We start from the raw sequence: 14,079 nt of genomic DNA, 5'->3' as shown, positions 1-14,079 counted from the left end.
CCATTTTATAAATGCTGGAACCGTCTTTCAGCTTAGCATTTTCCATTTCCTAAGTTCTTCATTTTCTGACTTGTGTCTGAGAAAATTCTTGATAGAATGAAATGGAAAACTCAGTTTAAATGTTCTGATACAATGACTGTTCTTGATGCCAATATTTTTCGAGATACGAAACGTAGCCTCTAGTCTTCTTTGTAAAAACAAAAAGAGCTAGCCAAAGCTAACTCTTACCCTATGCGGAGAGAGGGACTTGAACCCTCACGACCTAAAGCGGTCACAGGATCCTTAGTCCTGCGCGTCTGCCAATTCCGCCATCCCCGCGTCGATTACTTTACTAGTATATCAACTTTCAAAATCTTTGTCAACACTTTTTTCAGATTTTTTTCATTTTTCCAAGGGAATCATTCTTTCATTTCAGACAGATTTTCATCTAGCAATTTGGCTCCCAGAGTATTCTTAAAATGACCAAGAGCAAACTGATGATTTTCTGGCCAAATAGAGGCAACTGCAGGCTTGACAATCTCGATTTGATAACCTAAATTATAGGCATCAATAGCCGTATGAAGAACACAAATATCCGTCAAAACACCTGTTAAGATAACAGTATCAACCCGACGTTCCCGCAAACGGATATCTAAGTCCGTTCCTGAAAATGCTGAATAGTGACGCTTGTCCATCCAAAAGACACGACTATCCGCCTCATGCTCAGCATAAAAATCAGCTAGGGGGCCATAAAGGTTACGCCCACTAGTTCCGATGATGTTGTGCGGTGGAAAAAGCTTGCTTTCTGGGTGGAATGTATCCTTCTCCTCATGAGCATCAATGGTAAAAAAGACATAGTCCCCACGCTCAAAAGCTAATCTGGTTACCTGATCAATGGCTTTTGATATTGCTTGAGCAGGTGCTCCAGCAGTTAGCTTTCCATGGTCTGCTACGAAATCCTCTGTATAGTCAATCGAGATTAAAGCCTTTGTCATTAGTAGTCCCTCTTTTTCACTTCCTCAAAAATATCACCAATTAGAACTTTGAGATAAGTCCCCTTCATTCCTAATGAACGACTCTCAATAATTCCCGCCGACTCCAATTTACGAAGCGCATTGACAATCACTGAGCGCGTAATGCCAATACGATCTGCAATAACTGATGCAGTCAGCTGCCCTTCATTTCCATCCAACTCAGCTAAAATAGCTGATACGGCACGAAGTTCTGAATAGGAAAGGGTATTAACCGCCATGGTAACAGCAGTACGACGGCGAATATTTTTCTCATCCTCTTCACGTTGGAAGTTCAGCAGTTGAATCCCTACCACCGTGCTCGCAATCTCAACAAGAATCAAATCTTCATCTTCAAATTTCTTATCATTGCGCCAAATGATCAACGAACCTAGGCGAATCCCTGATACATGAATCGGAGCAATGGTCGTCAAACCATCTGGAAAATCTGCACGGCTCTCTACAGGGAAAATGGTCAAATCATGTTCAACAGGAAGGTTGGCTTCCGTATCATAGATCATGTTTGCACCTTGAATATAATCATCTGGAAAAATCTTAGTTTGAAAAAACTGCTCTACACGATCTGTATTCGTTTTATAACGCATGAAGTAGCCTAAAAGGCGTCCCTTGCTATTCACAATACAAGCGTTACAATCAATAATATCTGCCAACTGGCGTGTAATCGCATTGTAAGGAAGTTCATCTTGAAGTTGCTCCTCTGAGCGTTTCAAAATAGAAGTAATTTTTCTTGTTTTTTCTAATAAGTGTGCCATTTTTTACCTCGCATTTAATCGCTACCATTATAACATAAAGAGCGTGAATTTTCAATTATTATCTGAAAATTGCTTATTTAATTGCAATTTTGAACAGCAAAAATATTTTAGAAAAAAGCGATTTTTTTATTGACATCCTATTTTATTTTTGATATTATAATATTATAAGAAGATGACATGATAAATCCCTTTCCGTTTCACCTATCCTTTACTATCACCATCTTCTTTTACTATCGGTCTCCTTATATATAAAAGCGATTCACACTGTGAATCGCTTTTTTCTATTTGTCTCCTTTGTTACGAATAACAAAGCCGGTTTTCTTTTCGCTTGAAGTGTTGTGAGGTTTTTTATTGTCTTTATTACGATAACGTCTGTCTTTATCAAAACGATCGTTCCCGCGACTGCCTTTCTTGAAGTCATCACGGCGACCATTGCCGCGGCGATCACGGTCTCGACGGTCGTCCCCACGACGGCCTCCACGACCTCCCTTACCTTTGCCACCGAATCCATTACCTGATGGTTTAAATGGCAGTGGTTTTTCACGCGCAATCTCCACTTCAGGAAGGCTGTCTGGATCTTGGACAGTCAGACTCAAGATATACATAGCCAATTCTTCTGGACTAAATTCTGCAGCCAATTTACGAGCATCTTTAGCAAATTTTTCAAAGTTCCCACGAATGGCTTCGTCTGCGAAGTCTCGTTCGATTTTCTTGAGCGCTACTTGTTTCTTAGCTTGGAAGGCTTCTTCTGCTGTTGCTGGTTTCAAGCCTTTCATGCGTTTCTTAGTCAAGTTTTCGATGATTTGAAGGTAACCCATTTCATTTGGTGCTACGAAAGTAATAGATTGACCTGACTTACCAGCACGACCTGTACGACCGATACGGTGAACGTAACTTTCAGGGTCTTGTGGAATATCGTAGTTGTAGACNTGGGTCACACCTGAGATATCCAAACCACGTGCTGCCACGTCTGTCGCAACTAGAACATCAAGATTCCCATTTTTAAAATCACGAAGGACACGAAGACGTTTATTTTGGTCTAAGTCACCATGAATTCCTTCTGCACGGAAGCCACGAATTTTAAGTCCACGAGTCAATTCATCTACACGGCGTTTGGTACGACCAAATACGATAGCAAGCTCTGGTTGTTCCACATCCATAAGACGTGTCATGGTATCAAATTTCTCTTGTTCCTTGACACGGATATAGTACTGATCCACCAATTCTGTTGTCAATTCCTTGGCAGCAATCTTGACATGCTCAGGGTCCTTCATAAACTGAACACCGATACGTTTGATAGCATCTGGCATCGTTGCTGAAAAGAGCAAGGTTTGACGATTTTCAGGGACACGGGAAATGATGGCTTCAATGTCTTCAAGGAAGCCCATGTTGAGCATTTCGTCCGCTTCATCCAGAATGAGGGTTTCAATATCGTGCAATTTCAAGGCCTTGCGTTTAATCAAGTCCAAGAGACGGCCTGGTGTTCCTACCACGATGTGGGCACCAGATTTAAGTGCCTTGATTTGTTTTTCAATGCTGGAACCACCGTAAACTGAGCGAACTTTCACCCCCTTACTACGGCCAAAGCGGAACAATTCCTCTTGGCTTTGAACAGCAAGTTCACGAGTTGGAGCGATAACCAAGGCTTGGATGGTCGCTTCTTCTGTACGGATTTTTTCAAGAGTTGGCAAGCCAAAGGCTGCAGTTTTTCCTGTACCAGTCTGAGCTTGACCGATAACGTCTTTTCCTTCGAGAGCCAAGGGAATGGTCTGTTCTTGGATGGGACTTGCTTCTACAAATCCAGCTTTTTCAATCTCTGCTAGCAATTCAGCAGACAAGTCAAATTCATTAAATTTCACGTTATTCTTCTTTCTAAAGGTGGTGCGAAGCCACCCTATAGGGCTTTAGTTTATACTTTTCTTTTCATGATGTATTTTCTTAAAAAACGAGATACCGTGTTGCTTCTTTTCCACGAAAGAAANGTACGAGTTTCTTTGCAACCTATCTAGTATAACACAAGAGCGGGGCAAAAGATAGTCTAACCACTTGATTAAAACATGTAAACGATTTTCTAGCTGTAAAGTAGCCTGAAACTTGTTTATCAAAGGATTTGAAGGGACCATTTCAAACGTACTTCATTTCCCGTAGCAGATTTGTGCAAAAGTTTTTTTCTTGTGCTAGAATTAAATCAAATAGGAGGATTTAAAAATGTTAACATACGATTTAATTGTCATTGGATTTGGTAAAGCCGGTAAGACTTTGGCTGCTAAGATGAATGCGGCTGGAAAAAAAGTTGCTGTCATCGAGCGCAGTAAAGCGATGTATGGTGGTACTTGCATTAATATTGCTTGTATCCCAACCAAGACTATGATTGTAGCGGCTGAAAAGGGCTGGTCATTTGACGATACCATGAAAGAGCGTGGTGCGGTGACTGGTCGTCTTAACGCTAAAAATTATAAAATGTTGGCCGATAATGGCGTTGATGTCATTGATGCAGAGGCACATTTCGTGTCAAATAAGGTGATCGAGATCCAGGCTGGTGACGAAAAACAAGAAATGACTGCTGAAACAATCGTCATCAACACTGGCGCTGTTTCAAACGTCTTGCCAATTCCTGGACTTGCTACAAGTAAAAATGTCTTTGACTCAACAGGTATCCAAAACTTGGACAAATTGCCTGAAAAACTTGGAGTCCTTGGTGGTGGAAACATCGGTCTTGAATTTGCTGGACTCTACAACAAACTTGGTAGCAAAGTCACAGTCCTAGATGCCTTGGATACATTCCTTCCTCGTGCAGAACCTTCCATCGCAGCTCTTGCTAAACAATACATGGAAGAAGACGGTATTGAATTGCTTCAAAACATCCATACTACTGAAATCAAAAACGACGGTGATCAAGTCCTCGTCGTAACTGAAAAGGAAACTTACCGTTTCGATGCCCTTCTCTACGCAACTGGACGTAAACCGAATGTAGAACCACTTCAACTTGAAAATACAGATATTGAACTAACGGAGCGTGGTGCTATCAAGGTCGACAAACACTGCCAAACAAACGTTCCTGGTGTCTTTGCAGTTGGAGACGTCAATGGTGGACTTCAATTCACCTACATTTCACTTGATGACTTCCGTGTTGTCTACAGCTACCTTGCTGGAGATGGCAGCTACACACTTGAAGACCGTCTCAATGTACCAAACACCATGTTCATCACACCAGCTCTTTCTCAAGTTGGCTTGACGGAAAGCCAAGCAGCTGATTTGAAACTCCCTTACGCTGTTAAGGAAATCCCTGTTGCTACTATGCCTCGTGGTCACGTAAATGGAGACCTTCGCGGAGCCTTCAAAGCTGTTGTCAATACTGAAACAAAAGAGATTCTCGGTGCAACTATCTTCTCAGAAGGTTCTCAAGAAATCATCAACATCATCACTGTTGCTATGGACAACAAGATCCCTTACACTTACTTCACAAAACAAATCTTCACTCACCCAACCTTGGCTGAGAACTTGAATGACTTGTTTGCGATTTAAGTTGAAGTCTTATCTTATCTCACAGCCCTCTTTGGGCTGTTTTTGTTTCTGCGAAATCTCAAATCTATCTTTTCTCTCTTTTATGATATAATAGAAACATGAAATTAAAAACTACTTTGGGCCTCCTAGCTGGGCGTTCTTCTCACTTCATCTTGAGCCGTCTTGGCCGAGGAAGTACGCTCCCAGGAAAACTCGCCCTTCAATTCGATAAAGATATTTTACAAAACCTAGCTAAGAACTACGAGATTGTCGTGGTCACTGGAACCAACGGGAAAACCCTGACAACTGCCCTCACTGTCGGCATTTTAAAAGAGGTTTATGGTCGGGTTCTGACTAATCAAAGCGGTGCCAATATGATTACAGGGATTACGACAACCTTCTTGACGGCCAAATCCTCTAAAACTGGAAAAAATATTGCAGTCCTTGAAATTGACGAAGCCAGTCTTTCTCGTATCTGTGACTATATCCATCCTAGCCTTTTTGTCATCACTAATATCTTCCGTGACCAGATGGACCGCTATGGTGAGATTTACACGACTTATAAGATGATTTTGGATGCCATTCGTAAGGTGCCTACGGCTACTGTTCTCCTCAATGGTGACAGTCCACTTTTCTACAAGCCAGCTATTCCAAACCCAGTACAGTATTTTGGTTTTGACTTGGAAAAAGGGCCAGCCCAACTGGCTCACTACAATACCGAAGGGATTCTCTGTCCTGACTGCCAAGGCATCCTCAAATACGAGCACAATACCTACGCCAACTTGGGTGCCTATATCTGTGAAAATTGTGGCTGCAAACGTCCTGACTTGGACTACCGTCTGACAGACTTGGTTGAGTTGACCAACAATCGCTCCCGCTTTGTCATTGACGGACAAGAATACGGAATCCAAGTCGGTGGACTTTACAACATCTACAATGCCCTTGCTGCGGTTGCTATTGCCCGTTTCCTTGGCGCAGATTCGCAACGGATCAAGCAAGGATTTGACAAGAGCCGTGCTGTCTTTGGACGCCAGGAAACCTTCCATATCGGTGATAAGGAATGCACCCTTGTCTTGATTAAAAATCCAGTTGGTGCGACTCAAGCTATCGAAATGATCAAACTAGCTCCTTACCCATTTAGCCTATCTGTCCTCCTAAATGCCAACTATGCAGACGGAATTGACACTAGCTGGATCTGGGATGCTGACTTTGAACAAATCACTGACATGGACATTCCTGAAATCAACGCTGGCGGTGTTCGTCATTCTGAAATCGCACGTCGTTTACGAGTGACTGGTTACTCAGCTGATAAAATCACTGAGATAAGTAATCTGGAGCAAGTTCTCAAAACCATTGAGAAGCAAGACTGCAAGCATGCTTATATCCTGGCTACCTATACTGCCATGCTGGAATTCCGCGAACTGCTGGCTAGTCGTCAGATTGTTAGAAAGGAGATGAACTAATGGTTTATACTTCACTTTCCTCAAAAGCTGGCAACTACCCTTATCAGCTCAACATCGCCCACCTCTATGGGAACCTCATGAATACCTATGGAGACAATGGAAACATCCTTATGCTCAAGTATGTGGCTGAAAAGCTGGGGGCTCATGTAACGGTTGACATCGTTTCTCTCCATGATGACTTTGACGAAAATCACTACGATATCGCCTTTTTCGGTGGCGGTCAAGACTTTGAACAAAGTATTATCGCAGGAGACCTACCTGCTAAAAAAGAGAGCATTGACAACTACATTCAAAACGACGGTGTAGTTCTGGCTATCTGCGGTGGTTTCCAACTATTGGGGCAATATTATGTTGAAGCCTCAGGCAAGCGCATCCAAGGTCTAGGAGTCATGGGTCACTACACCCTCAACCAGACCAATAACCGCTTTATCGGCGACATCAAGATTCACAATGACGAATTCGATGAAACCTACTATGGATTTGAAAATCATCAGGGCCGTACCTTCCTCTCAGATGACCAAAAACCACTGGGACAGGTAGTCTATGGAAATGGAAATAACGAAGAAAAGGTCGGCGAAGGGGTTCATTATAAGAATGTCTTTGGTTCTTACTTCCACGGGCCTATCCTCTCTCGTAATGCCAATCTAGCTTATCGCTTAGTCACTACTGCTCTCAAGAAAAAATACGGTCAGGACATCCAACTCCCTGCCTATGAGGATATTCTCAGTCAAGAAATCGCTGAAGAATACAGCGACGTGAAAAGCAAGGCTGACTTTTCTTAAACTAAGGAAAATTAGATAAAAGAACTCCACTATCTTGTCGGAGTTCTTTTTGCCTGTTCTTTTACCCTTCTCTCTTGCATTTTCTCTCTTTTTTTGCCAAAATAGAGAGGTAGAAAGAAGGTAGCATATGTCTAAATTACAACAAATCGTAACATATCTTGAATCAGAAAAACTAGACGTCGCTGTCGTATCTGACCCCGTCACTATTAATTACCTCACTGGTTTTTACAGTGATCCCCATGAACGCCAAATGTTCCTCTTTGTCCTAGCGGACCGGGAACCTCTCCTTTTTGTCCCAGCCCTTGAAGTGGAGCGTGCAAGCAGCACTGTTTCTTTCCCAGTAGTGGGCTATGTGGATTCTGAAAATCCATGGCAAAAAATCAAAAATGCCTTGCCACAGCACGACTTCAAACGTGTCGCTGTTGAGTTTGACAATCTCATCTTGACAAAATACCATGGTTTGAAAACAGTTTTTGAAACTGCTGAGTTTGAAAACCTCACTCCTCGCATCCAACGCATGCGCCTCATCAAATCAACTGATGAAGTGCAAAAAATGATGGTTGCAGGGCTCTATGCTGATAAGGCTGTAAAAGTTGGTTTTGACAATATCTCTCTTGATAAAACAGAGACAGATATCATTGCCCAAATCGACTTCGCCTTAAAACGTGAAGGCTATGAAATGAGTTTTGATACCATGGTATTGACTGGTGATAATGCTGCAAATCCACACGGAATTCCTGGTGCAAACAAGGTCGAAAAAGACGCCCTTCTCCTCTTTGACCTGGGTGTTATGGTCAATGGCTACGCATCAGATATGACTCGTACAGTCGCTGTCGGCAAACCAGACCAATTCAAGAAAGATATTTACAACTTGACCCTTGAAGCCCAACAAGCTGCTCTTGACTTTATCAAACCTGGTGTGACTGCTCATGAAGTAGACCGCGCTGCCCGTGAAGTCATCGAAAAAGCTGGTTACGGTGAGTACTTTAACCACCGTCTCGGTCACGGTATCGGTATGGATGTCCACGAATTCCCATCTATCATGGAAGGAAATGACATGGTCATTGAAGAAGGCATGTGCTTCTCTGTTGAACCAGGTATCTATATCCCTGGTAAAGTCGGCGTTCGTATCGAAGACTGTGGTGTTGTTACCAAGGATGGCTTTGACCTCTTTACAAGCACCAGCAAAGACTTGCTTTATTTTGATTAATATTCATCTAATACTCAATGAAAATCAAAGAACAAACTAGGAAACTAGCCGCAGGCTGTACTTGAGTACGGCAAGGCGACGTTGACGCGGTTTAAATTTGATTTTCGAAGAGTATAAAATCTTCCCACAATAAAACGCATAGTATCAAGGTTTTTCAACACTTGATATTATGCGTTTTTCTGATTTTTAGAACTTTTCTCCAGCCGCTTTACTTAATTTTCTTAATACTTTGACTAAGCACAAACCCTACAACCATTCCCACGATATTTTGCAGGAAGTTTGGTAGGATTTCTGGTAGGGCTGCTGCCCAGCCATTCATCAAAGTTGAACCCAAGGCGTAGCCTCCTACCATCGCAATAGTAGCTAAGATAAGGCCTAGCCATTGCCATCTTCCTTTAAATCCTGCGAAAAATCCCTGCAAGCCATGGTTGATCAAGCTAAAGAACATCCACTGTGGATAGCCTGATAAGAGGTCAATCAAGAAACCTGCTAGACCTCCGACTACAGCCCCTTCACGACTACCAAAGTAGAAGGCTGCAAAGAAGATACCCGCATCTAAGAGAGTTAGAATGCCTGTTGGTGTTGGAATCTTTAAGAAATAACCTAGAACCACAGAAAGGGCGGTTAAGAGGGATACAAGGGCGATTTTAGTTGTTTTGGTTTGCTTCATATTGTCTTACTCCATATTGATCTGCTTGTGCAATAGCACGGTAAACGAAAGCCTTAGAGCTTTCTACTGCTGGTAAAAGTTCATCCCCTTTAACCAAGTGACTGGCGATGCTTGAGGCAAAGGTACAACCTGCACCAGCATTTTGTCCTTGGATAACAGGATTTTCTAGGACAGTAAAACTTTGTCCATCATAAAAGACATCTACAGCCTTGGACTGACTAAGGCGATTGCCTCCCTTGATAATGACTGCTGGCGCTCCTAAATCATGCAATTTCTGCGCTGCAGCTTTCATATCTTCCAAAGTTTTGATTTCCTGACCCGCCAACAATTCTGCTTCAGGAAGATTTGGCGTAATCACACTGACATGAGGGAAAAAGAGAATCAACTCTTTACAGAGTTCACTGACAGCCACATCGTGCGTTTCCTTGCAGACCAAGACGGGATCCAATACAACAGGCACTCCTGGACGTTGCTTGATAAAGTTCAAGGCTTTCTCAGCCACACTGACAGTAGGAAGAAGACCAATCTTAATCCCTGCAAATTCCACATCACGCAAGCTATCCAATTCATGTTGAAAAATGGCATCGTCAGTTGGAAAGACTTCAAAGCCCTTTTCAGTCAAGGCTGTCAAACAAGTCACTGCTACAAAGCTATGCAAGCCGTTCAAGGTATAGGTAGCCAAATCAGCTGACAAACCACCACCACTAAAAATATCATTTCCAGAAAGTGCTAAAATACGATTATTCTTCATAACGAATCTCCTTTAAATACAAGCCATTTGGTGCCGCAGTGGGACCTGCAAGCTGTCTGTCTTTTTTCTCCAAGATCAGGTCAATCTGCTCAACTGGCATACGGTTGTTGCCGATCTTGAGAAGTGTCCCTACCATATTGCGAATCTGTTTGTAAAGAAAACCATTTCCAGCAAAGGTAAAGGTCAAAAACTGCCCTGTCTCATCTACTGTTAAACTCGCTTCTGTGATGGTGCGAACCTTGTACTCTACACTGGTTCCAGATGCTGTAAAACCGGTGAAATCATGGGTTCCCTCTAGCTTTTTGATTGCCATCTGCATCCGCTCCACATCAAGCGGATAGGGAAAGTGAGTAGCGTAGTGACGACGCATAGGATTTTTGGGGCGCCCTCTATCCACGATAAACTCATAAGTCTTGCTATGTTTTGCATAACGACAATGAAAATCATCCGCCACAATCTCAATCGAAATCACATCAATATCTTCTGGAGACTGGGTATCCAGAGCAAAACGGAGTTTTTCCTCATCCATCTGATAGGGCAGGTCAAAATGAATAACCTGTCCTAGAGCATGAACCCCACTATCAGTCCTACCAGCACCGTGAACAGTGATGGCTTGCCCCTTATTGAGTCTCGTTAACGTTTTTTCAATTTCCTCTTGAACGCTCCGCGCATGAGGCTGGCGCTGAAAACCAGCAAAGGCATACCCGTCATAGGAAATGATTGCTTTATATCTTGTCATAACTTCTATTTTATCAGGAAATAAAAGTGTAAACAAGTTTAAAAACCAATAATTGTCTGGGTACAAAATTTCCGAAAAGAAAACTTAGGAAATTAATCCTAAGCTCTCTTTTGAAGTGCGTACATAACAAAGATAGAAGTGACAATCAACCAGCAGCCTAGAATGGCGAAGACCAACATACCGTTTTGAGTCACCAAGCCAATCGCCCCAAGAATGAAAGGTGTGGTAAAGGCACCAAAGCTACATCCTAACACTGCGAAGGAAGTTGCCTGATTAAGGAGCTTGGCTGGAATTCTCTCCGATAAAATCTGAAAGACAGTGGTCAAGGCCACACTATAAGAAAAACCTGCCACAACACTTCCAATTACCATCACACCCAATGACGGAGACAAGGCAATCACAATTTGCCCCAATCCAAAGGCGATACCTGACCAAAGGAGCAATTTTTCTTTAAATAGAGAGATGAAGAAAGAAAAACTCACACCAGCCAAGATACCAATCAACTGCATGATACTTAAAACCAAGCTCGATAACTGGGCATCTCCTAGACCTCTTTCCACCATCAGACTAGGAATACGAATGGTGATAGCCGTATTGGTGCAGACAACAACTGCTGCTTCGACAGCCAATAGAAAAATTAATCCTTTCATCTTTCCTGTCAAACGAGTCGATTCGGTCTCTTTTTTCTTTGTTTCTTTCTTTTCTTTCCCATAAGGGACAAAGAGCAGATAAAGAATCAATACTAAAAATCCCGCACTGTAGGCCAAGAAGGTCACTGTCCATCCCAAGGATAAGAGTTGACCGACCACTAGAGTCAAAATCGATGCCCCGACAACTTCTGCTGATCCGCGAAGACCCAACATCTGGATCCGTGTCTTTCCATGATAGCGTTCACTGATGATGGAAATGGCCTTAGCATTGATCATCCCAACACCCAAGCCAAATAAAATCCGCATCGCAAAGACAAAGTTGTAATCCTGATACCAGAAAGGGGCTGTTCCACCGATAGAAAGGATGAGAAGTCCTAGACTAATCTGAAGACGCTCAGAAAACAGACGCTCCAAAAGCCCATTTAAAACCAGCATAATCATGATCCCAAAAGAAGGAAGACTGACCAGGAGCTCGATTTGTTCCTTAGGGTAGCCTTGATAGTAGTCAAACATGGCTGGCAGAGCACTTGAGATGGAAAAGGAGGTAATCAAAACGAGGGAGAGGGCCAAAATACTAGCCCGTTCTAAATATTGTTTCATGAATTTTCTTTCTATATATTTCTCACTGTTGATCCTTTTAAAAGGAAGATGGCAAGAAAAGAAGGAGCCCGATTGAACTAAAGACTCCGTCCTAACTTTCCTAATAGGAAGACTATTTTCGCTTGATTTGCTTGATCAGATAGAAGATGAAGCCTGCAACCATATACGCTGCAAAAATGATCAAACACCATTTGATGACCACATCCCAACCCTTGTTCACATTTAAAAAGAAATAAGGGAAGGGATTGTCCTTGGAATTCGGAATATTGAGTTTTAAGACCAGACCGTTAAACAAGGCAAAAATCATATAAACCAAGGGCAAGATGGTCCACAAGACTGGATCCCAGATCTTGTATTGACCCCGTTTATCAAAGAAGAGGGTGTCGGCTAAAAACCAGAGTGGAACGATATAGTGGCAAAGGAAATTTTCCACACGGTAAAAGTCTGTCGCGATCGGTGCAAGCATAAAATGGTAAATCACACAGGTAATCATGATACTCATGGTAACACCACCCTTGAGACGAAGCAAGGTCGGACTTTGCCAATTTTCACCTGAACGGCTCATCACACGGAGCAAGTAGCCCGTGAAAATCGTTACCAAAAGATTGGACAACACTGTGTAGTAAAGGAGCATACCAAAGCCACCGTGCTTGGTAATCTCCAAATAAACTCCTGTAAATGCCGCTAAAAACAAAAGCACACGACTATAAAAGATAAATTTATAATTTAGTTTCATGGCTAGATTTTCTTAACAAATTCTGACTTGAGTTTCATAGCCCCAAAACCATCAATCTTACAGTCGATGTTGTGGTCACCTTCTACGATACGGATATTTTTAACGCGAGTTCCTTGTTTCAAATCCTTTGGCGCACCTTTTACTTTCAAGTCTTTGATAAGGGTTACAGTATCACCGTCAGCCAATTTATTTCCATTGGCATCGATAGCAACAACACCTTCTTCTACTTCTGCAACTTCTGCAGGGTTCCACTCATAGGCGCACTCTGGGCAGACCAAGAGACTTCCGTCTTCGTAGACATATTCTGAATTACATTTTGGGCAATTTGGTAAGTTGTTCATAAGTCCTCCTAAAACTAACAATTATTCTTTAAAATTCATATGTTATTGAACAGCAACTATTATACCGTAAAATCCTACTTTTGACAATGTGTCCTAAGTCCAGCAGACAAAAAAATCATGCAACTGTTTACAGTTACATGACTTTTAAAAGATGATTGGTCATGGGCACTTATCAAGCGCCTCATGATAAAAGGGGTAGCAACTATATTTTACAAACCAGGAGCTTGTCCAAGTTCTGCTGCAAGCATCCAAACTGTTTTCTCAAGTTCAGCCTTAGCCCCAACAAAGATATCGTTTGTAACATCATCGCCTTCTTCATCTGTCACATCCAAAGCTTTTTGGAAAAGAGCGATGAGGTAGCGGTAAATCGCTAGAACACGTTCCAAGCTTTCTTCAACGTTACGGAATTCTCCTTCTTCTTCTTCGATTTCACTGTGTTGAAGGAATTCTGTCAAAGTTGAATAAGGTTTGCCACCAAGGGTGATAAAACGTTCACTGATTTCGTCAAGATAACCATCAAGGCTATCCATGTATTCATCCATTTTTGGATGCCATACGAGGAAACCACGACCACGCATATACCAGTGAACTTGGTGAAGGGCAATGTGAGCCACATACAAGTCCGCTACTGCTTGGTTCAATACTTCCTTTGTTTTTGCCAATGCTACTGGCGCTGTTTTAGATAATGTTGTTACGTCTTTTACTGCTTCTTTTTTCAATTCAACCATATTTTTTACCTCTTTTCATTTTTTTATAACTACTTCACAGTAGCTATAAAACAAGTATACCACTAGCAGAAAACGATAGCAAGGAAAGTGTACTATCTGAGAAAAGTTGCAATAGACTGATAATTTAAGAAAAATATACAGTC

At 42.1% G+C, this 14,079-nt stretch carries 14 protein-coding genes and 1 tRNA gene; 4 read left to right on the top strand and 11 right to left on the bottom strand.

From position 1 onward, the window contains the following. Positions 1-232: 232 nt before the first annotated feature. The 4 genes from D8847_RS08175 to D8847_RS08160 all read right to left on the bottom strand — a co-directional run bounded on the left by D8847_RS08175 (position 233) and on the right by D8847_RS08160 (position 3,621). A tRNA-Leu gene (locus tag D8847_RS08175) sits at positions 233-318 on the bottom strand. 80 nt (positions 319-398) lie between these two features. Beyond that, entirely contained in the window at positions 399-974 is a 576-nt protein-coding gene (locus D8847_RS08170; RefSeq protein WP_061588339.1) for a cysteine hydrolase family protein, read from the bottom strand. Continuing rightward, complete coding sequence (codY, locus tag D8847_RS08165) at positions 974-1,762, bottom strand: GTP-sensing pleiotropic transcriptional regulator CodY (protein ID WP_000940727.1); 789 nt, start codon at positions 1,760-1,762, stop codon at positions 974-976. Before codY ends, D8847_RS08170 begins: the two co-directional genes overlap by 1 nt. Positions 1,763-2,043: 281 nt before the next feature. Then, positions 2,044-3,621, bottom strand: coding sequence for a DEAD/DEAH box helicase (locus tag D8847_RS08160; RefSeq protein WP_125841238.1), 1,578 nt, complete (start codon positions 3,619-3,621; stop codon positions 2,044-2,046). A gap of 349 nt (positions 3,622-3,970) precedes the next feature. On the opposite strand from D8847_RS08160, the gene D8847_RS08155 reads away from it, so the two are divergent. From D8847_RS08155 to D8847_RS08140, 4 genes are all read left to right on the top strand, one after another. After that, positions 3,971-5,287, top strand: a complete 1,317-nt coding sequence (locus D8847_RS08155; RefSeq protein WP_000958903.1) for an FAD-containing oxidoreductase — start codon at positions 3,971-3,973, stop codon at positions 5,285-5,287. A 98-nt stretch (positions 5,288-5,385) separates the two neighbouring features. Continuing rightward, positions 5,386-6,729: a lipid II isoglutaminyl synthase subunit MurT gene (gene murT, locus D8847_RS08150; RefSeq protein WP_125841237.1), complete on the top strand. Its 1,344-nt coding sequence runs from the start codon at positions 5,386-5,388 to the stop codon at positions 6,727-6,729. After that, a complete protein-coding gene (gene gatD / locus D8847_RS08145; RefSeq protein WP_057488621.1) occupies positions 6,729-7,511 on the top strand; it encodes a lipid II isoglutaminyl synthase subunit GatD in 783 nt (260 codons plus the stop codon). Before murT ends, gatD begins: the two co-directional genes overlap by 1 nt. 127 nt (positions 7,512-7,638) lie before the next feature. Continuing rightward, positions 7,639-8,721, top strand: coding sequence for a M24 family metallopeptidase (locus D8847_RS08140; RefSeq protein ID WP_061588342.1), 1,083 nt, complete (start codon positions 7,639-7,641; stop codon positions 8,719-8,721). Between the two features lie 208 nt (positions 8,722-8,929). Here the strand turns inward: D8847_RS08140 and D8847_RS08135 are convergent, their stop codons facing one another. The 7 genes from D8847_RS08135 to D8847_RS08105 all read right to left on the bottom strand — a co-directional run bounded on the left by D8847_RS08135 (position 8,930) and on the right by D8847_RS08105 (position 13,936). After that, complete coding sequence (locus D8847_RS08135) at positions 8,930-9,391, bottom strand: ECF transporter S component (protein WP_061588343.1); 462 nt, start codon at positions 9,389-9,391, stop codon at positions 8,930-8,932. After that, entirely contained in the window at positions 9,369-10,142 is a 774-nt protein-coding gene (locus D8847_RS08130) for a bifunctional hydroxymethylpyrimidine kinase/phosphomethylpyrimidine kinase (RefSeq protein WP_057488624.1), read from the bottom strand. The genes D8847_RS08135 and D8847_RS08130 overlap by 23 nt, the downstream gene beginning before the upstream one ends. After that, complete coding sequence (gene truA / locus D8847_RS08125) at positions 10,132-10,881, bottom strand: tRNA pseudouridine(38-40) synthase TruA (RefSeq protein WP_061588344.1); 750 nt, start codon at positions 10,879-10,881, stop codon at positions 10,132-10,134. Before truA ends, D8847_RS08130 begins: the two co-directional genes overlap by 11 nt. Before the next feature lie 98 nt (positions 10,882-10,979). Next, complete coding sequence (locus tag D8847_RS08120; protein ID WP_125841236.1) at positions 10,980-12,131, bottom strand: MFS transporter; 1,152 nt, start codon at positions 12,129-12,131, stop codon at positions 10,980-10,982. A 112-nt stretch (positions 12,132-12,243) separates the two neighbouring features. Then, positions 12,244-12,867, bottom strand: coding sequence for a Pr6Pr family membrane protein (locus D8847_RS08115; RefSeq protein WP_000775204.1), 624 nt, complete (start codon positions 12,865-12,867; stop codon positions 12,244-12,246). A gap of 2 nt (positions 12,868-12,869) precedes the next feature. Beyond that, positions 12,870-13,208, bottom strand: coding sequence for a zinc ribbon domain-containing protein YjdM (locus tag D8847_RS08110; protein ID WP_001061600.1), 339 nt, complete (start codon positions 13,206-13,208; stop codon positions 12,870-12,872). Between the two features lie 209 nt (positions 13,209-13,417). Next, positions 13,418-13,936 carry a Dps family protein gene (locus D8847_RS08105; RefSeq protein ID WP_125841235.1) on the bottom strand — a complete coding sequence of 173 codons (519 nt, stop codon included), beginning with the start codon at positions 13,934-13,936 and terminating at the stop codon, positions 13,418-13,420. Between the last annotated feature and the right edge of the window lie 143 nt (positions 13,937-14,079).

Origin of the sequence: Streptococcus mitis, from assembly GCF_003942795.1 — a bacterium.
GTDB lineage: Bacteria > Bacillota > Bacilli > Lactobacillales > Streptococcaceae > Streptococcus > Streptococcus mitis_BJ.
The sequence above is the reverse complement of the archived record's forward strand: the minus strand, read 5'-3'. Positions and strand labels throughout refer to the sequence as shown.

Coding starts and splice junctions, on each gene's coding strand:
- truA (WP_061588344.1), bottom strand. CDS start 10,881: ATGACAAGATATAAAGCAATCATTTCCTATGACGGGTATGCCTTTGCT.
- D8847_RS08140 (WP_061588342.1), top strand. CDS start 7,639: ATGTCTAAATTACAACAAATCGTAACATATCTTGAATCAGAAAAACTA.
- gatD (WP_057488621.1), top strand. CDS start 6,729: ATGGTTTATACTTCACTTTCCTCAAAAGCTGGCAACTACCCTTATCAG.
- D8847_RS08105 (WP_125841235.1), bottom strand. CDS start 13,936: ATGGTTGAATTGAAAAAAGAAGCAGTAAAAGACGTAACAACATTATCT.
- D8847_RS08115 (WP_000775204.1), bottom strand. CDS start 12,867: ATGAAACTAAATTATAAATTTATCTTTTATAGTCGTGTGCTTTTGTTT.
- D8847_RS08170 (WP_061588339.1), bottom strand. CDS start 974: ATGACAAAGGCTTTAATCTCGATTGACTATACAGAGGATTTCGTAGCA.
- codY (WP_000940727.1), bottom strand. CDS start 1,762: ATGGCACACTTATTAGAAAAAACAAGAAAAATTACTTCTATTTTGAAA.
- D8847_RS08120 (WP_125841236.1), bottom strand. CDS start 12,131: ATGAAACAATATTTAGAACGGGCTAGTATTTTGGCCCTCTCCCTCGTT.
- D8847_RS08155 (WP_000958903.1), top strand. CDS start 3,971: ATGTTAACATACGATTTAATTGTCATTGGATTTGGTAAAGCCGGTAAG.
- D8847_RS08135 (WP_061588343.1), bottom strand. CDS start 9,391: ATGAAGCAAACCAAAACAACTAAAATCGCCCTTGTATCCCTCTTAACC.
- murT (WP_125841237.1), top strand. CDS start 5,386: ATGAAATTAAAAACTACTTTGGGCCTCCTAGCTGGGCGTTCTTCTCAC.
- D8847_RS08130 (WP_057488624.1), bottom strand. CDS start 10,142: ATGAAGAATAATCGTATTTTAGCACTTTCTGGAAATGATATTTTTAGT.
- D8847_RS08110 (WP_001061600.1), bottom strand. CDS start 13,208: ATGAACAACTTACCAAATTGCCCAAAATGTAATTCAGAATATGTCTAC.